The following is a 22,205-nucleotide window of genomic DNA, read 5'->3' as shown; positions in this document are numbered from 1 at the left end:
ATTTGAAATAAAAAAGAAGAATGTTTACATGTAAAAGCTTACATGTAAACATTTAAAGCAGACTAAACGTTAAATCTAAAGTGCATCACATCGCCATCTTGAACGACATACTCTTTACCCTCTAAGCGCATTTTACCCGCTTCTTTTGAGCCAGCCTCACCCTTGTACGCGATAAAATCATTGTAAGAAATGACTTCGGCGCGGATAAATCCTTTTTCAAAGTCGTTGTGAATCACAGAAGCTGCCTTAGGTGCTTTCCAACCCTTTTCAATCGTCCATGCGCGCACTTCTTTAACCCCTGCGGTGAAGTAAGATGCAAGTCCAAGTTTGTCAAACGCAAGACGAATGATCTGTTTAAGTCCTGATTCTTCAATGCCAAGCTCTTTTAAGAACTCTTCGGCTTCGTCCTCTTCAAGCGCGATCATCTCTTCTTCGACTTTGGCACAAAGAACAACAACGTCCGCACCCACTGCGTTAGCATGTTCTTTGACGGCTTTAACAAAATCATTTTCTTCTAAAAGTCCTGCTTCATCAACGTTTGCACCGTAAATGATCGTTTTGTTGGAAAGAAAACGTAGCTCTTTATCAAGGATTTGAAAGTTTTCATCATCACGCCTAGCAAACGTACTGACCGGTTTGATCTCATCAAGGTGTGCGCGAAGTGCTTCGGCGATCTCAGCAATACCTGCGGCCGATTTGTCGACTTTCGCTTGACGTTTCAGACGATCGAGTTTTTTATCGAGTTGTTGAACGTCCGCAAAAATGAGTTCGCTTTCGATGATTTCGATGTCACGAAGCGGATTGATGCTGTTTTCAACGTGCGTGATGTTTTCATCTTCAAAACAACGTACCATGTGTAAAATAACTTCAACTTCACGAATGTTTGATAAAAACTGATTGCCAAGCCCCTCGCCTGCACTCGCACCTTTTACAAGTCCTGCGATGTCGACAAAATCGACCGTTGAGTGCTGAATACGTTCAGGGTTGACGATCTTTGCCAGCTCTTCAAGTCTTGGATCTGGAACTGGAACAACGGCTTTATTAGGCTCGATGGTACAAAAAGGATAGTTTGCAGATTCTGCATTTTGCGCTTTAGTCAGCGCATTAAACGTGGTTGATTTTCCGACATTGGGGAGTCCTACGATACCGACACCTAAACCCATAGATTGACCTTTTTAATTAACTTTTAAGGGGGATTTTACCTTAAATCGTCTTAAAAACTGACATATGTCCTCAATCTACAAGTATAGGATTTGAGCTTTACATGTAAAGGTTATTTGTCTTTCAAATACGCTTCAAAATGGTCAATATTAAGCGCAATAAAGCGATACGAGACGTAAATAATAACAGGCCATGTGCAGAGCCACAAGAGCCCTGAGGTATAATTGATTGCTTCCATAATGACTCCTAATAATGATGTGAATCAGCTTCGATTTCGGCTGATGTCATTTTGGTTTTATCCATAGCGCGCCATACCAAATAAATATAGCCAAGGACAAACGGAACGCCCAAAGAGACATAGCTCATGACACTCAGTGTATAGTGCGAAGAGGAGCTGTTTTCAATGGTCAACGAACTTGCTAAGTCAGAGAGCGAAGGATAAATAGGTGTGGCGTTAAAGCCAAGCAGACAGAGCAGGCTCGTTACGACTAAAATCACGCCAAAACCACTGAACCAAATGCCGCGCCTGCTTCCTTTAAAAAGCGTACTAAAGATGGCATACAGCACCAAAAGTGTACCGCCAAGAAAAGTAACGATGAGCAGTGGCGTGGCTAAAAAGTTGTTCAAAAACTTATGCGATTCGGGAAAGACCACGCCCATATGGTAGGTAAAGCCGTTCATGACCAAAAGCATCACCACAAGCAGTACAAAAAAGCCCACAAACAAAAAAGCATCTTTAAAAAGCTGTTGTTTGGCATGGGCGATGATATGAACATCCTCAATGTTATTGATAAAATAAAGCGCTGCTTGAACACGCGCTAAGAAAAAGAGGCTCAAGCCAAATGCCACATTAAAAGGGTTGAGTGCGCCTTCTAAACCGTAACTTGGCAAAGTCCATGCCGAAAAATTCATGCTGTTGCGCATAAAATTTCCACCCGTAAAGAGTGTGCCAAGTGCTATGCCGATGAGGATAATGCCCACACTTCCGTTGATGTACAAAAAGGCTTCATACGTGCGTTTGCCTAAAAAGTTGTTGGGTTTTACGCGGTATTCATACGAAACCGCTTGCAGGATAAAGCAGAACAAAATCGCCATCCACACATAATAAGCTCCACCAAAACTGACCGCATAAAAAAGAGGAAATGCCGCAAAAAGCGCACCTCCAAAAAGAACCAATGAGGTAAAGGAGAGTTCCCATTTGCGACCCAGTGAGGCGACGAGCATGTTGCGTTGTTTGTCATCTTTGGCGATGGCGTAAAGCAGGGTTTGTCCGCCTTGTACAAAGGTAATAAACACAAAAAATGCCCCAATCAGACTCACCAAAAACCACCAATACTGTTGAAGCGTTAAAAGAGATAAAGTTCCAAACATCTTATGCCTCCTCAGGTCCGATTATAATTTGTTTCAGCATGATTTTCACTTCCGCAATGAGCAGTGCGGTAAAGATAATCGCAAAAAGTCCTAGTGTGATCATGACTGAGACTTCATCAATGTGCGAACTCGCCATGCCCACAGGAAGCATGCCCTGAATCGCCCACGGTTGCCTGCCCACTTCTGCCACAATCCAACCCGCTTCGCCTGCGATGTAACCCAAAGGAATGGAGAAAAGCCCCGCATACAACAGGAGTTTTTTGCTCCCAATCTTGCCGATCATGCTAAAGTAGAGCACGAAAAAGAAGAGTGCCAAAAACCAACTGCCTAAGCTCACCATGATGTGAAAGCTATAAAATGTCAATGCAATGGGTGGGATGATTTTTTCGGGTTTATCTAAGTAACCATACCCCAAATAAGCCTCATTGGTACGAAACAGTGCTAAAGCTTCTTCTTGAGTTGGAACATTATTCATCTGCTGCGCTTCTTTGTAGGTACGCAACGCCTCTAACGCCAGTTTGCCTTTGTCCAGTTTGCTTTGAGCAGGCTCAATACCCAGTATTGTGTTTCCAAGTACGAGATCATCAATGCCCGGTACAAACGCGTTGATGTTGTGAAACCCTAGAAAAGAGAGTGCGTAAGGAATCTCAATCGACCAGATAAATTCATCTTGCGTATCGCCAATTTTTTTGTTTGTATTCAACTGACCGATCGCCACGATGCCTGCTCGATGTTTTCCATCGTAAAGCCCTTCCATCGCAGCCAGTTTGGTCGGTTGACTAAGGGCAACTTGATGCGCGGACTCATCGCCTGTAACCAGCAAGAAAATGGAAGCCAAAAATCCAAAAGAAGCGCCCACAATGATGCTGCGTTTGGCGAAAAGCGTATGGCGATTTTTGAGTAAGAACCAACTGCTTACCCCCACGACAAAGAGGGAGCCCATCACATAACCACTGCCAATCGTGTGTAAAAATTTGGAAACGGCGTTTGGGTTGAAGAGAACATCGGCAAAACTTTTCATCTCAAAGCGCGCACGCTCAAGGTTAAATTCCATCCCCACAGGGTGTTGCATCCATCCATTGGCAACCAAAATCCAAAGGGCAGAGAGGTTTGAGCCAATCGCCACAAGCCATGTTGAAAAGAGGTGCATTTTAGGCGAAACTTTCTCCCAACCAAAAAACATGACAGCAAAAAAGGTCGACTCTAAAAAGAATGCCATAATGCCCTCAATCGCAAGCGGTGCGCCAAAAAGGTCACCCACGATCCATGAGTAATTTGACCAGTTGGTACCAAATTCAAACTCTAAGATGATGCCCGTCGCAAGACCGATCGCAAAATTGATCGCAAAGAGCGTCATCCAAAATTTCGTCAATTTTTTCCACTCAGGGTTTTTTGTCTTGACGTAAATGCTCTCCATAATAGCGATAATAAATGAAAGTCCTAACGTAAGCGGGACAAAAAGCCAGTGATACAGTGCCGTAAGCGCAAATTGTGCACGCGACAACTCAACAAGAAGTGTGTGATCCATCGGAAATACCTTTTATTTTTGCATCAAATGTTCCAGCACAGAGTCTGCTCTTTGCATGTCATTTGAAAAGTGTGTTTGGAGGATATTGGGGAAGAAGAAGAGCTTTAAAACAACAAAAAAAAGAAAAAACTTGATAGCAATAATGAGCCAGAGCTGTTTGCCAACGTGCATCTGTTTAAAACCATCACGGTAGAAAAAAACGATCTGTTTAACCCACTGCATTTTAAATCAACCTTTTCAAAATTATAACTAAATAATAATAAATATTAATTAAAAATACACATTGTTATCTGGTTATAAAGTGTGATCAAAAAAATTTCTGCAAGAACACTTCCTTGCAGAAATTCAAAAATAATTAATGGTGAGCACACGTATGGTTTGGGTCAATTTTAGCTGTTTTTCCGGCTAGAAAATCTCTTAACGAATCTTCTACCGTTTCATTTTTATCATCAAAATAGACAGAAACATTCACCGCTAAAAACTTTTTTAAAGGCTCTCCACCGATGCCTGAAACTACCAATGTATCAGCACCTAAAGCTTGTATGTTTGCCACAGCATTCGCACATCCTCCCGTTACATGACCAGGGTTTTTATGCACCTTGACCTCTTTTACCACACCATCTTCAACCGTAACGGCTGTATAAAAAGTTGCCTTACCAAAATGTGCGCCTCTCTTTGCTTCAATTCCTTCGTCTTTCATGGTTGGAAATATAATTGTCATTTGCGATCCTTTTTTATGTTAATAGAGTTTTGTATTTTATGGTTTAGTGCCCACAGCCACAACCACCACTATCATGATGATCTCCGTCATCGCCTAGAAGCTTCATATAATTCATAACTGTCACTTTTTCAAGTGTGCCCTTATGCAATTGATCCAAAGCCTCTTTGAGCATAATTCGCTCTTTCCCGACATAATAAATATCGATGCCTGCACCCAAAAGTGCATGAAAAGGTTTTTCGCCTACGTGATTGAGTAAAACCGTTTTAACGCCCAAATTTTGTAACCAAGGGACAACATTCATGCCTCCTTGAACACTGCATTCGCGTGTTGCTATATGACCTTGCGCATCGATCAAACTAAAATAGTTTGCTTTTCCAAAAAGAGGTGCTATCACATCGCCTTTTTCTGTTTTAACAGGTACTGCTATCATTGAAACTCCTTAATGAGCATATGTTCAAAATAATACTCTCATAATGGACATATGTCAAGTATTTTTAAATCATGTTATAATGTGCATATTAGACTTTTTGTATGCCCCTTGAAAAGATAAAGAGTTTGCTGAGAGTGCGTTAATTTTTAAAACTCAAAATTGAGTCATAGCCTTTAGCTTCAGCGATGTTTTTAGTTTTAAAAAGTGATGTGCTATAAGCGATACTCTTTTTTCAATGGGTTATACAAAAAGTCTATACATGTAAAGGAGAATTATGCCACGGCAAAAATGCAAACGGTTTACTTCATTCAGACCGCCGTGTTGCCAATTTAACCCTCGTGAAATTCAAACACATCAAGAGACGATCACACTTTTATCCGAAGAGGTGGAAGCGCTTTATCTTATGGATTTATTGGAGTTGTATCAAGAAGAAGCCGCACAAAAGATGGAAGTTTCTCGCCCTACGTTTGCACGTATTATTAAATCTGCTCGAAATAAGGTGGCTTTAGCACTACTGGGTGGACATACGTTACATCTGGAAAATACGAAAGAGCGTTATGTGGTTGCACTCTGCAGTGAAAATGAAACCTCCCCTTATAGCTCTTTGAGCCCTAAAAGCAGATACATTCATTTTTTTACACTTGAAAATCATCACATTAGTGAGCACCAGATGATTCCAAATCCTCTGACATCCAACCAGATGAAACCCCCTTTAGTCTTAACAGAGCTTTTTGTCAATCAACGTGTCAATGTATTTGTCACGGGAACCATTGGGCAAGGATTTAAAAGCATGCTTTCCACAAAAGGAATACCCGTGCTTTTAAAAGAAGAAATTACAGACGAAGAGATTACGGCACTTTGGTAGTTTAAGCTACCAAGGCTTTTATCCACAGTTGCATAATCGTATGAATCTCCTCTTTGGGTGCTTCCATAAATTCAATCACAAAGCGATCTTCAAACTCACAGATTCCGATACTTCGTGGACGGACTGCTACGATTTTGGTATTTTGGATAGTCTTTCCAAAACAAAAAATAACATTTTGAACATCTTTGAGCCCTTCCATCATCTCTCCACCCAGTGCTTTGGTGTGGGCATAATGGTCAAAAATTGCGATAAAGTGCGCCACAGGATCAGCGTTGATCTTCTCTTTAAAATAATCAACGATTTGGGACATATGCTGATAACGAAATCCTTCTTTCTTCAGGGTTAGTGAATGAATAGGATATTGATCTAAAAAGAGTGTTTTTTCCATCTAATTTTCCTTGTAAAGTGTTGTTTACTCTTGTACGCAGATTTCACCTCTGAGCACATGCGATACCGTTTGATACATCACAACAGAGATGACCATTGTTGTCACACCAACCATCACATACGAGAGTGATAAAAGTATAACATCTTTAGTTTCATGATACATTAACATCGCGCTGATACTCATGGCTGCAAGGGGAAAAACAAAGGCCCACCAAGAGATGAAAAATTTGATTTTAATGAAATTTTTGTACATGAAAGCGACCAAAAGCGTAAAGAAAAGGGCAAGATTGAACAACATCGTGGCAAAAACATCAATCACACCGTACATTTTGTAGTATGCCAGAAAGCCAACCGCGGGTGGAGCGATAAGAATAAACATCGTTGGCATAAACTTTACGGCTAATTGATGGTGAAAAATAATACGATTGAGCAAAATGGCAAACAGAATTACCCAAAAAAAGATACCACAGCTAAAAAAGTACATCAGAACCCCTTGGCTCGCAAATCCTACACCGCCAACAGGAACAAGGACATTGCCCACCACAGGAATAAACCATGCAGGATTAGAGTGGTCTAGTTCTTGATTGTTATTGATCCAAAAAGAGATCGTGTGCATGGTAAGGTAAAAATGCAAAACCGTTCCTGCATACCAAAACATGGAAGCGACATTGACATTGACCTCTTTATAAATAATCGCTAGCATTAACATCGAAATCGAAATCGCTGCAAAAAAATTGAGTCTAATGGGGTGTGAAAACTCTTTTTTTACCATTGGTGCATATTTGATGTATTTACTAAGATAGATGAGAGAAATAACAACAAATAATGTGGTTGAAACCATCATTAAGAGATGACCAATCATATCCGTAAAGCCTAACCAAAGGGCAGCTTTTTGGTACATAATCGTTAAACCACTCATTCCCATAACCATCGCATACATCATGATAGGGAAAAATTTTACTCTACTGTTCTCGCACGTAAGAACCTCATCCATTGACACTCCTAATTATAATTTATAATAAATATAATTATAAGAATATACTTTTATTAATTATAAAATCATAAATAAAAATGGCTAGGATTTAGTCTTAATGAAATCATGGGGAGGATTGAAGGGTCAACTTCAACCCAAAGGGAGGAATTAAAAGAGGGAATCGCTCAAAATGTCATTCATGATCGTATCGCCTAAACAGGCTTTTTCACGTGCAAGTGTTTCAACTTTATGAACAATATCGCTTTTCAAATAGACAACAACTCGGCTTTTTCCCTCTTCTTTTTCACATTTTTCATCATATTCACGCTGCATCTTAATTTTCGTCTCTTCTTCTATAGGTGCTCGCAATGATTTGTATTCAACCAATACGCCATCTTTATAGACACCCGAAATTTCGGCGTAAACCCAGTAGTAACCGCCATCTTTTCGCAGATTTTTGACATACCCTTTCCACATCTGCTCTTGCTTCAAAGTCTGCCAGAGTGTCCTGAAAACGGAATGAGGCATATCGGGATGACGAACGATGTTATGGGGTTTTCCAATGAGTTCATCAATCTCATAGCCCGAAATATGGGCAAACGTTTCATTGGCGTAGGTTATGTTTCCATGCAAATCGGTACGAGAGACAATAAGCTCATCACTTGGCACAATAGTTTCAATAAACATCTGATACGTCGTTTGCATAACCCTTCCTTAGTTGATTTTCTTTTTCAAATCACCCTTATAGACAATATCTTTGAGGGCAACCGTTTCATCGTTGAGAATATCTGGTACACTAGGAGATTGCGCTAGCTTTTCTCTTTCCGCGTCGAGCTCATCTTCGCTGTAAGCCATCATCATATCAGCGCAAATGACATGAGGAATCTGCTCAATTTTTTTCATTTTCGCCATCTCTTCGTCAAGGTCTGCACCCTCAATCGTGACAATAATTTTGCCAGTTTGCTCGTCATGAAAATGGTAGTCACAAAAATCACTCGCCTCACAAATCGCAATAATCTCTTTTACATGTAAAGGCTTCGTTTGTATCACAATACTTGAAATATTCATGGGATTCTCCAAATCATAATAAATTGATCGTCACTGCTACTGACAAGCTCTTTCTCCGTCGCAAAGATGATGGTATTGAGCGTACTTTTTTGCCCTTTAAGCGTATGAACTTTCGCTTTTGTGGCAAGATCAAACACAACAATATCATTCTGTTCATTAAAGGCAAACGCACCCAACGTTACGCTAGGACTCAGTGCTCCCGCATAAATGAGAAACGAGCCATCAAATCGTTCATACGTGCTATTTTGAAGAGTGTAAACAATGCCACGTCTGTCTTGACCCGCACAGAGCACTTTATCTTTTTTAAAATCCACAGTATAAACATTGTCCACATTACCGCCTTTGAGCACTTGAGTGATTTTGCCACTTAAAACATCAAAGAGAGTGATTTCACCCGACTCACATGCACTTGCGGCCCTACTTTTTGTTTCATTCAATGCAAAATCGCTAAAGTGTGAAGAGGAAGGTTGAATGCGGTAAATCTCTTTTTTCGTTTGAATGTCCCACAAAAAAATCTCATTACTGAGAAGTGCCACCAAAATGTGCTTTTTATCGACAAATTGTGCTTTGGAGATGAAAAGATTAGCCGTAGCGTCTATGAGCACTTTAGGCTTACCCTCTTCTATAAGGTATAACTCACGCGCACCGTTACTGGCTTGAACGACAGCAAGAAGCGTGTTGCCTAGCATATCAACTGAAAAAACTTTAGGAGCAACCTCATCTCCTGTAAAATCTTTTATATTCGGAAATTTGGTTTGAGAAAGTTTGGTCGCATCACTCAGTTGATACACCTCAAGAGTTCCTGCGCTTGTTCCTGCGATGATCTTTCCCTCAACCAAAGCTATATGTTGTACCGTTCCAGCCGTTTCTATTGTTCGTTCTGGTACTAACGCTGCACTTAACAGCACATTTGTCAAGAGACTTAGAAACAGAAATAATTTCATGCCTTTTTCTCCTCTTGTATCATAATCGCACTACTGGGACAGATGCCGACGCACATGCCACATCCATTACAGACATCCATCTCTATTTGCGGTTTCCAAAGCCCTAAAAATTGAATGGCTCTAGGTTCACACGCATCCAAACAGCTATTGCACAGACTTTGATGCCATGCCATACAGGCTATTATATCAATCTTCGCTTTTACATGTAAATCTTTTTCATCGTTACATGTAAGACTTAAAACACCACTTGGGCACGCCCTTGCGCACGCTTCACAAAAGGTACATCCACCTTTGGTAAAGTCTAAGTAAGGGTATGGGTGGCAGCAGAGAGGACGATAATCTTTTCTTCACACGCATTCATGCAAGGCGTATCTTTACATGTAACGCAATAATCCAAAAAGTCATACCCCGCATGATGGTAAGGAGGGCGCACACACAACTCATTTTGATTTTTTTGCGCCTTTTTGTTACCAAAAAGAGAGGTAAAAACCCCTCTTCTGCTACCATTTGTCATGGCTACTTCACACCTTCATTAAGGTTATCAATGAGGTTTGAACGACTTTTCTCACTCTCTTTACGATAGTCTGGTTTAAAATTATTTTGAACCAAAGGCTCGTTGGCAGATTGAGGCACATGACATGCTGAACAGTTATAGCGTGCAGAACTCATCTCTGTCAACACTTTTTGCGTTCTCATATCGAAAAAGTGAGACTTCGGAATCGGAGTCGCTTTCACTGCCTCAGCAACTTCAGGCATATGGCAACCCGTACACGCATTGTTCTCTTTCGTCATATCGAGCATTCCTTCCACATCATGTGGAATCAACGGAGGTGCATTTTCAAACGACCTTTGAATCGTTTTTGACTCACCAGCAGACACTGTTGAGTATGATGTTGGCTCACCCACAACGGTTTTTTCGCTGTAGAGATCCACCTTTCTAAGCCCTAAATCTTCTTCATTGTATGATTGTGACACCGCACATCCGCTTGCCACAATAATACTTATCAAAGAACCTATTATCAACGTTTTTATACTAGTCATTCTTTTTCTCCTACATTTGTGTTAATGTAATTCCGCACACCAAAAGAGAGTGCATCACTCTCACACACTTCAACACATCGTCCACAATTGGTACACTCTCCTGAAGTTATGGCACCGCTCCTTTTGGAGATAATGCCAAGAACCTGCTTCTCAGGACAAATCTCTTTACACTTCATGCACAAAGTACACTTCGTGTGGTCGTGTTTAATACGTACCAGACTTAAACGCCCAACAAGAGAGTAAAACCCGCCCAAAGGGCAAATGTGTCCGCACCAGCCATTTTTTACGGCAAAAAGATCAAACAGATAAATGCAAAGTATAGGAGCCACGCTCATGCCCATCCCAAAGATGATACCCCGATTTAAAATTCCAATAGGACTGACCATTTCAAATGCAGCCACGCCTGTCATGAACGATAATATAAGGCTAAGAGCCAAAACCCAATACCTTACATTACGACTCATCCACACCTTCTTTTCAACGGTTTTATCCAAAAGAAGGACTCTTCGTGTTCCGTTTGCTGCATCGGTTACCATATTGAGAGGACAAACCCATGAACAAAATGCGCGCCCACCGACAACCATGTAAAACAGTAAGATCAAAGCTGCACCTGTAAGTACATCTATGCCTACAATCGCACCCGTCGCTAATATCTGCAATAAGGCAAAAGGATCGGCTAAAGGAAGTTTTTTCATCACCAAAGAGGCGCTTAAATCACCATTGAGTAGCCTAAACCCATAACCATTGGCAGCCACAAACAAACCAAGAATGCTCAGTTGAGTGAAGCGTCGTGCCATCATAAAACGGTGGCTTCTGATCCATTCTCTCATTTGAACATCTCCTCATTCGAATTCAAGTAGTCTGTCGCAGACTTCTCGCTACGTTTGGTATGTGTTGTAACATCACCACTCGCTTTTTCTAAGCGTTGCTCATCCCCCTGCTCCCAGCCTTTAATATAGTGTGAGCCGATATTTCCTGTGGCGATTTCCAAAGGCAACACATGGATTGCTGCTTTTTCAGTGACACAGGCTCTCTCGCACAAACCACATCCCGTACAGGTAAGACTGTTGACTATCGGTGTCAAATAGGCATGTTTGCCCGTTCGCTCATTGCGTCTATACTCTAACTTAATCGCACTGTCCATAATAGGACATGCTCGGTAACACGCGTCACACTGAATTCCCCAAAATGCGATGCAGGACTGGACATCAACGACGGCAAGTCCCATGCGCGCTTTGGTGATGTCCAGTTCAAAGACACCTTCAGTGATTTTAGAAACACTCTTCTCATCCAACGCTCCCGTGGGACAGACAGGTACACACGGTATATCCGTACACATGTGACACGGTACTTCACGAGGAATAAAAAACGGTGTTCCCAACGGCTTTGTGTCACCTGGTTTGGCAAGGCTAAGCGTATGGTAAGGACATGCGACAACACACTGCCCACACTTGATGCACAAGCGCATAAAGTCCTTTTCCAAGACTGCAGCAGGTGGTCGCAAAACCAACGGAGCGCTTTTTGCCTCTTCCAAATACCCTGTCCAAACCATGCCACCCAACGCCATGAATCCACCACTTTGAGCCATCAAAGCGAGGAATTTACGGCGGTCTGAGATTGCGATTTTATCTGTTGTTTCCATTTTATTACTTACGCTTTATAAAGTTTGACCGCACACTTTTTATAGTCCGTCTGTTTAGAAAGAGGACATGTTGCATCAAGACATACTTTGTTGATGAAAACTTTCTCATCAAACCAAGGAACAAATACAAGCCCACGTGGTGTTCTGTTACGACCGCGTGTTTCCACACGTGCTTTACATGATCCACGGCGACTCTCTATCCAAATCAATTCGCCTTGGATAAAGCCTTTCGCTTTTGCATCTTCTGGGTGCATATAACAAAGTGCCTCAGGAACAGCACGGTAAAGCTCAGGAACCCTCATCGTCATCGTACCACTATGCCAGTGCTCTAGCACACGCCCTGTACACAACCATGTATCATACTGCGCATCTGGCATTTCGCATGGATCCATATACGGTCTAAAGAAAATTTTCGCTTTATTTTTAAGCGGGTATGTCTCTTCGGTGGTTGGTTTGAGTAAGTTGCCTTTTTTGATCGCTTTTGCAAATGTTCCATAAAATGCGAACTCACCATTGTTTTCTTTTGCAGCATACGGATCATACTTAGCGTTAAATCTCCATTGTGTCTCTTTACCATCGACAACAGGCCATTTAAGTCCTCTTACTTTGTGGTAGGTGTCAAAGTCAGCCAAGTCATGTCCATGACCAGCCCCAAACTTGCGGTACTCTTCCCAAATTGCTTTTTGCAAGAAGAAGCCATACCCTTTCCACTCTTTACCATCACTGCCCATGACACCACGTTTATCACCGTTGACTTCGGTGTTATCAAAGCCTTCACCAATAGGGTCTTGTGCTTTGAAAGATTTGAAAAATTCATTAGCAAACAAAACGTCATACAAAGTATCGGTCTCTTTGTAGCCCATCGCTTTTGCCGCTTCGATAACGTTTGGTAATTTGCCACCCTTGATTGGTTGTTCACCCCAAACATCTGCAATCGTAAAGCGTTTTGAAAGCTCAACCCATTGCCATGTATCACTCATCGCATCGCCAACGGGGATGACTTGTTGTTTCCATTGTTGTGTTCTTCGCTCAGCGTTACCGTATCCGCCCCATTTCTCATAAATCATCGCAGAAGGTAAGATCAGATCAGACACTTTGGCAGAAATTCCTGGATACGCGTCAGAACAGACGATAAAGTTGTCAGATTTACGAGCCGCTTTGATCCAGTGTTCAGCGTTCGCTGTGTCTTGGTAAGGATTACAGACATTGACCCATGCAAATTTGATCTTGCCACTCTCAATTTGTCTGTGGATATTCATAATATGTTGGTACCCCATTGGATTGAGTGTGCCCTCTGGTAATTTCCATATTTTCTCACTCACGGCTCTGTGTGCAGGAATCGAAACGTCCATATCGGCAGGTAAACGATGTGTAAAGGTACCCACTTCACGCGCTGTTCCACACGCACTCGGTTGTCCTGTCAAAGAAAATGCTCCAGAACCGGGTTTGGCTTGTTTGCCAAGGAGAAAGTGAACCATATACGCTTGTTCATTTACCCATGTACCTCGTTGGTGTTGGTTAAAGCCCATTGTCCAGAAACTGACAACTTTACGCTCTTTTTCAATGTAAAGGCTTACAAGTGTTTGCAGTTTTGCTTTAAAGCTCTCGATGGTCTCATCAGGATTGCCTTTAGCAATTTTTGCAACATAATCAAGGGTATAAGGCTCTAAACCTTTTTTAAAATCTTCAAAGCTAATTTCCCAGTGAAGCATCGCAGCATCTGCTTTATCCATTTTCATGGTATCGCCCGCTTTAACACCTAAGTGTGCAAGGCCTGGAGCTTCTTTCTCAGAAATAACTTTCGCTTCTTCTTTTTTAATAATCTCAAGTTCTTTATCGGAGTAGCCTAATTTTTTAGCCTCAGCTTCCGTTCTCATACCATAACCGATATTCGAAAAACCGGTTGCAAAAATGGTATTTTTCTTCACAAAATCCCAATCAATCGCTTCTGGATGATTGTAAACAATCTCACGTGCGATGTAGTTCCAAATCGCAAGATCGGTACTTGGAGAGAAGATAATCTCCGTGTCCGCAAGGTCAGAACAACGGTGCGTATATGTAGAGAGGTTCACCACTTTGACTTTATCGGGAGAGGTCAGTTTTCGATCACTCACCCTTGACCATAAAATCGGATGCATCTCCGCCATGTTGGCACCCCAAGTAACAATGGTATCGGTCAGTTCAATGTCATCGTAACAGCCTGCTGGCTCATCGATACCAAAGGTTTGCATAAAGCCAACAACGGCTGAAGCCATACAGTGACGCGCATTAGGATCGATGGCATTGGAGCGAAAGCCCGCTTTCATCAATTTTGCGGCGACATAACCTTCATGAATGGTGTATTGACCTGAACCAAACACACCAATCGCTTCTGGACCACCCGCTTTCATCGCGGCTTTCATGTGTTTTTCCATCTCGTCAAACGCACGTTTCCATGAGACAGGTTTGAATTGACCGTGTTTGTCAAATTCACCTTTGTCGTTCATGCGTAAAAGTGGTTCTTTAAGACGATCGGCACCATACATGATTTTGGCATTAAAATAGCCTTTGATACAGTTCAATCCACGGTTGACGGGAGCCGCTGGATCACCTTTGACCGCGACAATTTTACCCTCTTTGGTCGCCACCATAATACCACAACCGGTACCACAGAATCGACACACAGATTTGTCCCAACGCCAATCTTTTTCGGCGTGTTCCCCTGCGGCCTTAAGCTCGGAAGGCACGCTAATGCCCACCGCAGCAGCAGCGCTCACAGCGGCAGATGTTTTTAAAAAGTCTCTTCTTGAAAGCGACATGTTGAAACCTCCTGATTTGAGTTACGAGGTCATTCTATCACTAAGCAAAAAGACAAAGCCATGACTTAAGTCAATACTTTAGTTTTGGAAATTTAATTTTATGGGGTTTTGGTTTTACATGTAAAAAAGTGATGTAACGTTATTTGCTAGTATTCTATGGGTTTATGGCAGATAAAAAATAGCCTCTCACTTTCTATATAAATTCCTAAACATTAAACGACACAATAACCATTTAACACTTTTTTCTGCCAATTAAACGACAAAATGTTCAAATAACGCCAAATATATTTTTAAATGGTCATTGATATTTGAAAAATTTAAGTGCTTCTGACTATAAAACAATAAAAAAATCGCATTTTAAAATATTTTTATTAAATAAACGAACATTTTTTGTGTTCGTTTATTTGAGAATAACAGACTGATTTATATATAATGTTCGTTGAATAAATAGTTAGCAGCCCTCTCAATCTGTAAGCTTATAGTTAACTTTAAAAAGGTAGTAAATGGATAATAAAAATACTGTTAAAGAGTTTGTTAGTGGAGATTCAATAACACTTAAAATGCAACTTACACCAGAACAAGACAGTATGATGAGGGAGTGGTCACTAAGTATTCCAACATTATATATGTTAGATATTTGTGTTGTAAGTGCGACAAAACTCACAAGTGCTTCACTTGAGAATGACCCTCGAAAAGCTAATCTAGTTAACGATCTTCGTGAATTAGATAGACCTAATAACTGCTTTTCATATCTTTTTGCGTTGATGGAGAAGGTCAGCGACTCACGTGGAATTGATACAGACGAAGAATTAGAGAAGAAAATACTATCTGACCTAGTGTCTATGAGAAAATTTTTCACAAATGCTCGTGTATATGAACCTGATGAATTTGTTTTGGACTTTCTTAAGGAATTGCGAGGTAATCCAATTGAAGAAAAACGATCTGACTATTTAGGTTTTTTAAGAGCTTTAAATGACCAATTTAAACTTAGCAACCCTGTATCATCTAAACAAAGATTAAAGATAGCTGAAAAAATTATCGAACAAACAAATCATTTCAATTTTAGTAGACAGCACCCAGTTGTGACTATTGGTCTTGCGTGCCTTTACGGAAACCTTGCTGCAAAAAAATTGATGAAATTCAAAGCTGATCCTCAGAATTTTGATGCTGAAAACGCTTTAGCAGATATTATGCTAATAAGTAGGTTTGCTGGTATCAAGCTTGAGATTGAGCAACTGGGGCGTGATGGAGTTGGTGGGTACCTTAGATCAAACTTTATTACAGATGACAATGGTCTCATTGACATAATTAAATGCTTCACTCCGAACGTTGTTAAGCATACAGATAAGCATGATGGTCGAGAAACTCAAACAACAATGACAGTTAAGTTAAAAGAGCTTCTTACAGATATAGAAATGGAAGAATATGACCATTTGCTTAATTTGTTAAATCAGGGCTAGGTGCTAACAAGTGGTTCCAAGTGACACCTACGGTGCATTTGAACCAGACGTTAGCACACTATAGAGGTCAATTAATGCCAGTTATCACAAAACATAGGTATATAAAGAACTATCCGATAAAGAAGAATGATAAGTACTTAGTTTTAGGAACGATACATCCTCACGGTCATTCTGAATTAGATTTTTTCTATGGAAATGCAAAAACTTTTTGGGATATTCTATCAAATGCAACAGAACTAAAATTCAAGACTTTAGATGACATATTGGAAATATTCAATCAATACAACATTGGGATTTCAGATATGGTTATTGAGTGCGAAAGAAAAGACAAATCAGTAACAAAAGATAGTGATCTATACAATCTCAAACTAAATACAGATATAAAAAATCAAATTCTTGATTCGAACATAGAAACAATATTCTTTACAAGTGCTTTTGGCAAAAACAATGCGGCAAAATTATTTTTTGATTTATTTAAATTAAAGATGCAAGTTCCAAAAAACTGGAACAAAACATATGAGTTTCATATAGAATTTGAGAACAAAGTAATCAAATGTATAGTTTTACTTTCTCCATCTGGAGCTTCTAATATAGGTATATCTAATAGTAAAATATATAAACAAGTAAAAAATGAATATTACGGGATATTTGATAAGCCAGTAAAACAATTTAAAATTGACTTTTATAAATCTAAATTTAAAGAAGTCTTTAGTGCTAACAAAAAGGGGGCAGGGCTAAACTTTTAACTTTTTACCCATCAAGAGTTAATTTTATGGGTCAAATTTTATCAAATCATCTTTACATGTAAAGATGATTTGAAGGAACAAGATGGATGGTGTGAAGAGATTCAAACCCCTACCAGAAACCAGAAGAAAATGGGGATAAGCTACTTTAAATTATTTCAATTTTATGGGTTAAATGTAATAGCATCGCCTTTACATGTAAAGATAAAAAATCACCTTTTTTCCTTTCAATTTTCTATATAATATTTGTGCATTAAACCTATGGAGAACGTTATGTTAGATAAACTTTTTTGGGATGACCCTTACGCGAGCGAAATTCAAGCAAAAATTGCATCGGTTGAGGGTGATGGTATTTACTTAGACCAAACCATTTTTTACGCATTTTCAGGCGGTCAAGAGAGTGATTTTGGAACCATTGGTGGCGTTGAAGTCTTAGAAGCAACCAAAGAAGGTACCAATATACGTTACACTCTAGCGAGCGAACATGATCTTCACGTGGGGCAAGAAGTAGCAGTCAAGATCGACTGGCAAAGACGTTATAGCCTGATGCAACACCATTTTGCTGCAGAATTAATCTTGGAATTACTTTATCAAGAACTAGGTTCGGTGGAAAAAATCGGCGCGCACATCGCCCAAGATAAAGCCCGCATTGATTTTTTTTGGCAGGAAAACATTAGCAACCTGTTTCCCCTCCTTCTTCACAAAGCAACAGAATTAATCAATAAAAACTTACCCATTAAAAGCGACTACAGCGATCTTGCAAACCAAAGACGTTACTGGGAAATCGACGGTTTCGCACAGGTTCCTTGCGGTGGCACGCACCTGAAACACACAGGTGAAGTGGGGCGACTCTGCTTAAAACGAAAGAACATCGGCAAAGGCAAAGAACGCATTGAAATTTATGTAAACCAATAGCTATTTGTATTTACATGTAAAAAAGAATTGGTACGTTTTTTGTGAGACTGCGGGGATGTAGAAATCCACGAGTTCTAAAGCAGAGCATTCAGGTTTTGCCCATACGTAAGCATGGGCAAAACTTTTGAAAAAGTGCTGACTTAAAATTTCATATTGAGCGTCAAGTAGACACCAAATGGCATGCCCGCCAAATAGGTTGGTTGTGTTGTATCCGCTGCAAGCGCATTATCAGGTGTAATGATGGAAGCAATATAGTGTTTATCCAAAAGATTGACAAAACTTAACTGCATATTACTCTCTTTAATGCTTTGGATTTTAGGCAATTTATAATCAACATTAAAATCCACTGTCGTAAACGAAGGAATTTCTTGCGTATGCTCCACATTACCGTACCTACTAGCCGTATAGCGAACAATAGGTGTGAATTTAAAGCTACCTATTTTATATGTCATAGAACCTTTAAGCCCTTGCATCGGAGCATCAGGAACTTGATTGTTTTTTGTCGACGTTGTTGCTAGCGCACTGGTTTGAAAGTTCTCTGTATAGTAGTAGCGATTGTAAAAAGCACTGGCAAGAAAATCTATAGACTCAGTGGCTGCACCACTAATGGCAAACTCAGCACCGTAACTTTCGGCATCAAGGTTGTTGGTAGGATAATTGATGCCGTATTGGGTATCATAAATGGTGGCTTGTTTACCCGATACTTTGGTATAAAAAAGATTTGGTGACAAAACAATGCTTCCAACTCTGTACTTTAGACCGACATCGTAATTATCGGAAATCTCTAGGTTTTGCTTATCCCATAGTTTCTGAAGGGTGACACCTTTACTCACATAAGTTGCTCGATTGGAGAGGTACGTTGGAAAAAGATTAACATCGTAACCATAGCTTCGACCGTAATCAAAATAGACTTCCGTATTGGATGTTACTTTATATCCTAAATAGGCACTGGGTAACCATTCGGTAAAGGTTTTAGAGGCGACACTTGACCACGGATCAAGCGCAACTTGACTGAGTGCCGTATCGTAATCAGAGCTTATAGAAGCACTATTTGCACCTGCCGTGTGACTGTTAATTCCTGCGAGTTTAAAGTCAAGGTATCGTATGCCAAACGCATAGCTAAAATCTTTAATGTCACCACTAAATTGTACAAATGGAGAGCTAAACTTATGCGTTGCCTCTTCGGCTAACATGTTCCAGCCATTGTATGTTAATTGCCCCGTATTGCTGACCGTGTACATTCTTCGACTCGTTGGAGGTCCTGGTAAATCTTGCTCTCCATACCAATAGCCGATCTTCATCGCCATTTCTTCAATGATCGGTATCTCGTAGGCCAATACGGCACCATACCTGTCATGATCAATGAGCCATTGGGTCACGGGCGATGTTGCTGGAGTTGCTGGCATATTGGTGAACCAATATTCGCCTTTGTCTTTTGAATAGTACGGTTTAAAACTCAAAACAGAGTCATTTGCAAAGCGGTATTCTAGGTTTGCCGTGACGACGTCATCGGTAAAAGATTGCTTATTCCAATCATAATAATTAGCATTCTTTGTTGTAGGATACGCCGTATTCCAATCTTTTTTATAATTCGCGTCCAAATCTTTTGCTTCAGTATAGGAAAGCCCATAATAATTGTGATGATCGTCTTCGCTGTGAGCATAAAATAGTTCACTTTTAAAGTTATCATTTGGTTTGTAGGTCATGCCTAACATCACGTTGGTGCGATCCAAATCACCTTCGCCTTTCCATTTATCGCCGCTGGTTTTAGAAACCGATCCAAACGCTGAGACATCGCCCATTTGTCCTGTATCAAAACGTAAAAAAGTTCTGAGGGCATTGTCTGAGCCCACCGTTTGTGATACCGTTGTTTCCATCTCTTTTTTGGGTCGATCGACAATCATATCGACTTTTCCGATCAGGTTGGAAAAACCAAGGCTTTTATCCGCAGGCATATACCCTTTATAAAGATCAATCCATGAGATATTTTCCATATCAAACATGGTTTTTCCACCACCTGGATTGCCGCTGATGGGGAGTGATTCTAACATGTAAACACCGCCCGGTCCTGACTGATTTTTACCCCTGATACGCAAAGGATCGTGGAACGATGTTTCGTTGGAACCAAAAACCTCCGCAGGTTGATAATCGACTGAAGGCGACATACCTACGACTTTGAGAGCTGAAATGCCTATAGGACCACTGTAAAGATCAATGGCGTCTTTATTGTATCCTTGCGAATTAACATTTTCTTTGCCACCCGTTTCAAAAGCTGTGGCACTCCCTGTTTTCCCCGTTGCAATAACCTCTTCTAATTGATAAGAATCTTGCCCATACAAATTGCATAGTGCAATAAGACTAAACACTAATGTTCTTTTCCCTGTTACATTCATCCCTGCCCCTCTTTTAAGTTGTAGTATTTTTATATATATAACGATATATCTGATTAAAATATTTTATGAATTCTTTAGTATTAATAAATCATAACATCCAGCAGAGGCTTTAAAAAATATTCATACGCCATCAATGTGCAACGAAAAAATTTGTATAATGTATTCATTGTATAAAATTTTATATAATGAATACATTATAATGATTATAACTTAAAATTTAAATAATTTATAAAATATTCATATACTTAATAAAAGGAATATCCCCTGTTTAGAGAAATTGAGGGGAAAACTCCGCCTCAAAAGAGACGGAGTTTCAATTAGAATTTGTAGTTAGCTCTAAATCTCATCTCATTAAAGTCTGTTGAACTAGCAGCTGTCGCACCCAATGCGGCAACATCTTTTGTAGCATTTTCATACTCAAGAGATAGCGTTAAACCTTTAAGTGAAGGGATGTCATAAGCAATTTGTCCTTCCCAGTATTTAGTTTTCGTATCACTCTCTGCATGATTCAAGATATAACCTACAGCGACAGATGAAGCATCTTGATTGATTTTGACATATTGTCCTAAGACTTTAAGACCCGTAACACCAACTTTTGTAAAATCATAACCCACTTCAACTTTGTAAGCATCTGTGTTAGCACCTGAAGTTACTTCAGCACCTTTGATCAATGGAGCAGTATACGTTGTAGGGCCATTTCCTGCACCTAGGAGAACAGATTGTCCACTTGATACGGTACTATAGGCAAAAGATCCATTAAAGCCTGCTAGCTCTTTAAAGCCAACACGTCCTTGGTACATATCACCCTCAACATGGAAACTATCAAATGTAGCATTTGATGTTCTTGACCCTCGATAGGTTGCATCAAGGAGTAATTTCATAGTGCTTAAAGGCACAACATAGTTACCCTCAGCATAGAAAACATTGGCATCGCCACCATTGGTTAATTCAACATCATTTACAAATAAGTATTGACCTGTTAATGTCAAATTTGTGATGGATGTGTTGATAGCAGCAGCAGTGTATGCTCCGTCAAATCCAAAAACATTTGATCCATTATTAGCTTTACCGGTTCCGTAAAATACCGCTTCTTTTTTAAAGTTAGGAATCCCTGATTCACCACCAGCTACGCTTGCGTCATAATCAGATGTTCTACCTTGAAATTTGTCAGAATAACCTGCAACTAAGGTTGTATTTGGAAGGTCTGTGTTGACAAGAACTGCTGCTTGGAATGCTTCTTTAATCATACGTGAACTAGAACTGTTAACAAGGGGGCTTGTAATAAATTGTCGACCCACTTTTGCCGTTGTCTTACCAATCGTATACGCTACATAGGCTTCTGAAAGTACCGCACCTGAACCGTACATATCGGTAGCATAAAGATTTTTTGCATCGTCATCAGCAAACGGTGCATAACTTGACTGCATTGTTAACCCAAGAGTTAAACCATACAATGAATCTGTTACATAACTCAACATAACACCTGTAGAGAAAATGTCAGCATCACCCTTGCCAAGTGTCCCATCTTTGCCAGGTATAGATACCGTAGGGTTAGAAGAACCTGTATCCCTATCAAAGTACCAAGCTCTTAATTCACCCGTTACTTTTCCATTTTTAAATGCGTCAGCAAGTGTATCTGATGCCGCAAAAGAACTAGAAGCGAGGCCCGCAACTACAATAGCCACCAAGCTAAGTTTAGCTATTTTCATATTTCCTCCTTAAAGCAGATTAGACTTCTTGCATCACCTGACATGATAGTATTATG

The 22,205-nt window shown here is 40.2% G+C and carries 24 protein-coding genes; 4 read left to right on the top strand and 20 right to left on the bottom strand.

The annotated features are described in order from the left end of the window. Window positions 1-62: 62 nt before the first annotated feature. The 7 genes from ychF to SJPD1_RS04365 form a co-directional block, all read right to left on the bottom strand. A complete protein-coding gene (gene ychF / locus SJPD1_RS04390; protein WP_096046138.1) occupies window positions 63-1,163 on the bottom strand; it encodes a redox-regulated ATPase YchF in 1,101 nt (366 codons plus the stop codon). 110 nt (window positions 1,164-1,273) lie between these two features. Then, a complete protein-coding gene (locus SJPD1_RS14840) occupies window positions 1,274-1,399 on the bottom strand; it encodes a hypothetical protein (protein WP_256376047.1) in 126 nt (41 codons plus the stop codon). Between the two features lie 8 nt (window positions 1,400-1,407). Further along, window positions 1,408-2,532: a cytochrome d ubiquinol oxidase subunit II gene (locus tag SJPD1_RS04385; RefSeq protein WP_096046137.1), complete on the bottom strand. Its 1,125-nt coding sequence runs from the start codon at window positions 2,530-2,532 to the stop codon at window positions 1,408-1,410. A gap of 1 nt (window position 2,533) precedes the next feature. Continuing rightward, the gene (locus SJPD1_RS04380; protein ID WP_096046136.1) at window positions 2,534-4,060 is read right to left on the bottom strand and encodes a cytochrome ubiquinol oxidase subunit I; all 1,527 of its coding nucleotides are present in this window, start codon (window positions 4,058-4,060) and stop codon (window positions 2,534-2,536) included. Window positions 4,061-4,072: 12 nt separating this feature from the next. Then, complete coding sequence (locus tag SJPD1_RS04375) at window positions 4,073-4,282, bottom strand: DUF4492 domain-containing protein (protein ID WP_096046135.1); 210 nt, start codon at window positions 4,280-4,282, stop codon at window positions 4,073-4,075. 133 nt (window positions 4,283-4,415) lie between these two features. Further along, window positions 4,416-4,781 carry a NifB/NifX family molybdenum-iron cluster-binding protein gene (locus SJPD1_RS04370; RefSeq protein ID WP_096046134.1) on the bottom strand — a complete coding sequence of 122 codons (366 nt, stop codon included), beginning with the start codon at window positions 4,779-4,781 and terminating at the stop codon, window positions 4,416-4,418. Window positions 4,782-4,824: 43 nt separating this feature from the next. After that, window positions 4,825-5,211, bottom strand: coding sequence for a NifB/NifX family molybdenum-iron cluster-binding protein (locus SJPD1_RS04365; protein ID WP_087438059.1), 387 nt, complete (start codon window positions 5,209-5,211; stop codon window positions 4,825-4,827). Window positions 5,212-5,485: 274 nt separating this feature from the next. On the opposite strand from SJPD1_RS04365, the gene SJPD1_RS04360 reads away from it, so the two are divergent. Next, window positions 5,486-6,076 carry a DUF134 domain-containing protein gene (locus tag SJPD1_RS04360; RefSeq protein WP_096046133.1) on the top strand — a complete coding sequence of 197 codons (591 nt, stop codon included), beginning with the start codon at window positions 5,486-5,488 and terminating at the stop codon, window positions 6,074-6,076. Window position 6,077: 1 nt separating this feature from the next. Here the strand turns inward: SJPD1_RS04360 and SJPD1_RS04355 are convergent, their stop codons facing one another. From SJPD1_RS04355 to napA, 11 genes are all read right to left on the bottom strand, one after another. After that, window positions 6,078-6,464, bottom strand: coding sequence for a DUF6858 family protein (locus SJPD1_RS04355; RefSeq protein ID WP_087438058.1), 387 nt, complete (start codon window positions 6,462-6,464; stop codon window positions 6,078-6,080). Window positions 6,465-6,488: 24 nt separating this feature from the next. Continuing rightward, complete coding sequence (locus SJPD1_RS04350) at window positions 6,489-7,457, bottom strand: SLAC1 anion channel family protein (protein WP_096046132.1); 969 nt, start codon at window positions 7,455-7,457, stop codon at window positions 6,489-6,491. A gap of 147 nt (window positions 7,458-7,604) precedes the next feature. Beyond that, complete coding sequence (locus SJPD1_RS04345; protein ID WP_096046131.1) at window positions 7,605-8,141, bottom strand: PAS domain-containing protein; 537 nt, start codon at window positions 8,139-8,141, stop codon at window positions 7,605-7,607. Window positions 8,142-8,150: 9 nt separating this feature from the next. After that, complete coding sequence (locus SJPD1_RS04340) at window positions 8,151-8,504, bottom strand: chaperone NapD (RefSeq protein ID WP_096046130.1); 354 nt, start codon at window positions 8,502-8,504, stop codon at window positions 8,151-8,153. Further along, complete coding sequence (locus SJPD1_RS04335) at window positions 8,501-9,448, bottom strand: WD40 repeat domain-containing protein (protein WP_096046129.1); 948 nt, start codon at window positions 9,446-9,448, stop codon at window positions 8,501-8,503. The genes SJPD1_RS04340 and SJPD1_RS04335 overlap by 4 nt, the downstream gene beginning before the upstream one ends. Beyond that, window positions 9,445-9,621 carry a 4Fe-4S dicluster domain-containing protein gene (locus SJPD1_RS14660; protein WP_096046128.1) on the bottom strand — a complete coding sequence of 59 codons (177 nt, stop codon included), beginning with the start codon at window positions 9,619-9,621 and terminating at the stop codon, window positions 9,445-9,447. The genes SJPD1_RS04335 and SJPD1_RS14660 overlap by 4 nt, the downstream gene beginning before the upstream one ends. Window positions 9,622-9,749: 128 nt before the next feature. Then, on the bottom strand, window positions 9,750-9,962 hold the full coding sequence (locus SJPD1_RS04325; protein ID WP_096046127.1) for a 4Fe-4S dicluster domain-containing protein: 213 nt from the start codon (window positions 9,960-9,962) through the stop codon (window positions 9,750-9,752). Window positions 9,963-9,964: 2 nt separating this feature from the next. Beyond that, window positions 9,965-10,489 carry a nitrate reductase cytochrome c-type subunit gene (locus SJPD1_RS04320; protein WP_096046126.1) on the bottom strand — a complete coding sequence of 175 codons (525 nt, stop codon included), beginning with the start codon at window positions 10,487-10,489 and terminating at the stop codon, window positions 9,965-9,967. Beyond that, the gene (gene napH / locus SJPD1_RS04315) at window positions 10,486-11,319 is read right to left on the bottom strand and encodes a quinol dehydrogenase ferredoxin subunit NapH (protein ID WP_096046125.1); all 834 of its coding nucleotides are present in this window, start codon (window positions 11,317-11,319) and stop codon (window positions 10,486-10,488) included. Before napH ends, SJPD1_RS04320 begins: the two co-directional genes overlap by 4 nt. After that, window positions 11,316-12,131 carry a ferredoxin-type protein NapG gene (gene napG, locus SJPD1_RS04310; protein ID WP_087438050.1) on the bottom strand — a complete coding sequence of 272 codons (816 nt, stop codon included), beginning with the start codon at window positions 12,129-12,131 and terminating at the stop codon, window positions 11,316-11,318. The genes napH and napG overlap by 4 nt, the downstream gene beginning before the upstream one ends. An 8-nt stretch (window positions 12,132-12,139) precedes the next feature. Beyond that, on the bottom strand, window positions 12,140-14,929 hold the full coding sequence (napA, locus tag SJPD1_RS04305; protein ID WP_096046124.1) for a nitrate reductase catalytic subunit NapA: 2,790 nt from the start codon (window positions 14,927-14,929) through the stop codon (window positions 12,140-12,142). Window positions 14,930-15,432: 503 nt separating this feature from the next. Between napA and SJPD1_RS04300 the strand changes: the two genes are divergently transcribed. From SJPD1_RS04300 to SJPD1_RS04290, 3 genes are all read left to right on the top strand, one after another. Continuing rightward, entirely contained in the window at window positions 15,433-16,389 is a 957-nt protein-coding gene (locus SJPD1_RS04300; protein ID WP_096046123.1) for a hypothetical protein, read from the top strand. A 74-nt stretch (window positions 16,390-16,463) separates the two neighbouring features. Beyond that, window positions 16,464-17,135, top strand: a complete 672-nt coding sequence (locus SJPD1_RS04295) for a uracil-DNA glycosylase family protein (protein WP_096046122.1) — start codon at window positions 16,464-16,466, stop codon at window positions 17,133-17,135. A 270-nt stretch (window positions 17,136-17,405) separates the two neighbouring features. Then, on the top strand, window positions 17,406-18,047 hold the full coding sequence (locus SJPD1_RS04290) for an alanine--tRNA ligase-related protein (protein ID WP_096046121.1): 642 nt from the start codon (window positions 17,406-17,408) through the stop codon (window positions 18,045-18,047). A 140-nt stretch (window positions 18,048-18,187) separates the two neighbouring features. On the opposite strand, the gene SJPD1_RS04285 is transcribed toward SJPD1_RS04290, so the two are convergent. After that, complete coding sequence (locus SJPD1_RS04285) at window positions 18,188-20,440, bottom strand: TonB-dependent receptor (RefSeq protein ID WP_096046120.1); 2,253 nt, start codon at window positions 20,438-20,440, stop codon at window positions 18,188-18,190. Window positions 20,441-20,757: 317 nt separating this feature from the next. Continuing rightward, window positions 20,758-22,149 (bottom strand): OprD family outer membrane porin, encoded by a 1,392-nt coding sequence (locus SJPD1_RS04280; protein WP_096046119.1) that lies wholly within the window; start codon window positions 22,147-22,149, stop codon window positions 20,758-20,760. Window positions 22,150-22,205: the final 56 nt, after the last annotated feature.

The sequence above is a fragment of the Sulfurospirillum diekertiae genome (assembly GCF_002309535.1).
Taxonomy (GTDB): domain Bacteria; phylum Campylobacterota; class Campylobacteria; order Campylobacterales; family Sulfurospirillaceae; genus Sulfurospirillum; species Sulfurospirillum diekertiae.
This window is presented reverse-complemented; position numbering and strand designations above follow the sequence as displayed.

Bases quoted from the DNA above. Each gene is read 5' to 3' on its own strand.
- SJPD1_RS04350 (WP_096046132.1), bottom strand. From the start codon at position 7,457: ATGGATGAGGTTCTTACGTGCGAGAACAGTAGAGTAAAATTTTTCCCT.
- SJPD1_RS04355 (WP_087438058.1), bottom strand. From the start codon at position 6,464: ATGGAAAAAACACTCTTTTTAGATCAATATCCTATTCATTCACTAACC.
- SJPD1_RS04380 (WP_096046136.1), bottom strand. From the start codon at position 4,060: ATGGATCACACACTTCTTGTTGAGTTGTCGCGTGCACAATTTGCGCTT.
- SJPD1_RS04370 (WP_096046134.1), bottom strand. From the start codon at position 4,781: ATGACAATTATATTTCCAACCATGAAAGACGAAGGAATTGAAGCAAAG.
- SJPD1_RS04325 (WP_096046127.1), bottom strand. From the start codon at position 9,962: ATGACAAATGGTAGCAGAAGAGGGGTTTTTACCTCTCTTTTTGGTAAC.
- SJPD1_RS04345 (WP_096046131.1), bottom strand. From the start codon at position 8,141: ATGCAAACGACGTATCAGATGTTTATTGAAACTATTGTGCCAAGTGAT.
- SJPD1_RS14660 (WP_096046128.1), bottom strand. From the start codon at position 9,621: ATGGCATGGCATCAAAGTCTGTGCAATAGCTGTTTGGATGCGTGTGAA.
- napH (WP_096046125.1), bottom strand. From the start codon at position 11,319: ATGAGAGAATGGATCAGAAGCCACCGTTTTATGATGGCACGACGCTTC.
- SJPD1_RS04375 (WP_096046135.1), bottom strand. From the start codon at position 4,282: ATGCAGTGGGTTAAACAGATCGTTTTTTTCTACCGTGATGGTTTTAAA.
- SJPD1_RS04290 (WP_096046121.1), top strand. From the start codon at position 17,406: ATGTTAGATAAACTTTTTTGGGATGACCCTTACGCGAGCGAAATTCAA.
- SJPD1_RS04360 (WP_096046133.1), top strand. From the start codon at position 5,486: ATGCCACGGCAAAAATGCAAACGGTTTACTTCATTCAGACCGCCGTGT.
- SJPD1_RS04340 (WP_096046130.1), bottom strand. From the start codon at position 8,504: ATGAATATTTCAAGTATTGTGATACAAACGAAGCCTTTACATGTAAAA.
- SJPD1_RS04365 (WP_087438059.1), bottom strand. From the start codon at position 5,211: ATGATAGCAGTACCTGTTAAAACAGAAAAAGGCGATGTGATAGCACCT.
- SJPD1_RS04320 (WP_096046126.1), bottom strand. From the start codon at position 10,489: ATGACTAGTATAAAAACGTTGATAATAGGTTCTTTGATAAGTATTATT.
- SJPD1_RS04300 (WP_096046123.1), top strand. From the start codon at position 15,433: ATGGATAATAAAAATACTGTTAAAGAGTTTGTTAGTGGAGATTCAATA.
- SJPD1_RS04385 (WP_096046137.1), bottom strand. From the start codon at position 2,532: ATGTTTGGAACTTTATCTCTTTTAACGCTTCAACAGTATTGGTGGTTT.
- SJPD1_RS04295 (WP_096046122.1), top strand. From the start codon at position 16,464: ATGCCAGTTATCACAAAACATAGGTATATAAAGAACTATCCGATAAAG.
- ychF (WP_096046138.1), bottom strand. From the start codon at position 1,163: ATGGGTTTAGGTGTCGGTATCGTAGGACTCCCCAATGTCGGAAAATCA.
- napG (WP_087438050.1), bottom strand. From the start codon at position 12,131: ATGGAAACAACAGATAAAATCGCAATCTCAGACCGCCGTAAATTCCTC.
- SJPD1_RS04335 (WP_096046129.1), bottom strand. From the start codon at position 9,448: ATGAAATTATTTCTGTTTCTAAGTCTCTTGACAAATGTGCTGTTAAGT.
- SJPD1_RS04285 (WP_096046120.1), bottom strand. From the start codon at position 20,440: ATGAATGTAACAGGGAAAAGAACATTAGTGTTTAGTCTTATTGCACTA.
- SJPD1_RS04280 (WP_096046119.1), bottom strand. From the start codon at position 22,149: ATGAAAATAGCTAAACTTAGCTTGGTGGCTATTGTAGTTGCGGGCCTC.
- napA (WP_096046124.1), bottom strand. From the start codon at position 14,929: ATGTCGCTTTCAAGAAGAGACTTTTTAAAAACATCTGCCGCTGTGAGC.
- SJPD1_RS14840 (WP_256376047.1), bottom strand. From the start codon at position 1,399: ATGGAAGCAATCAATTATACCTCAGGGCTCTTGTGGCTCTGCACATGG.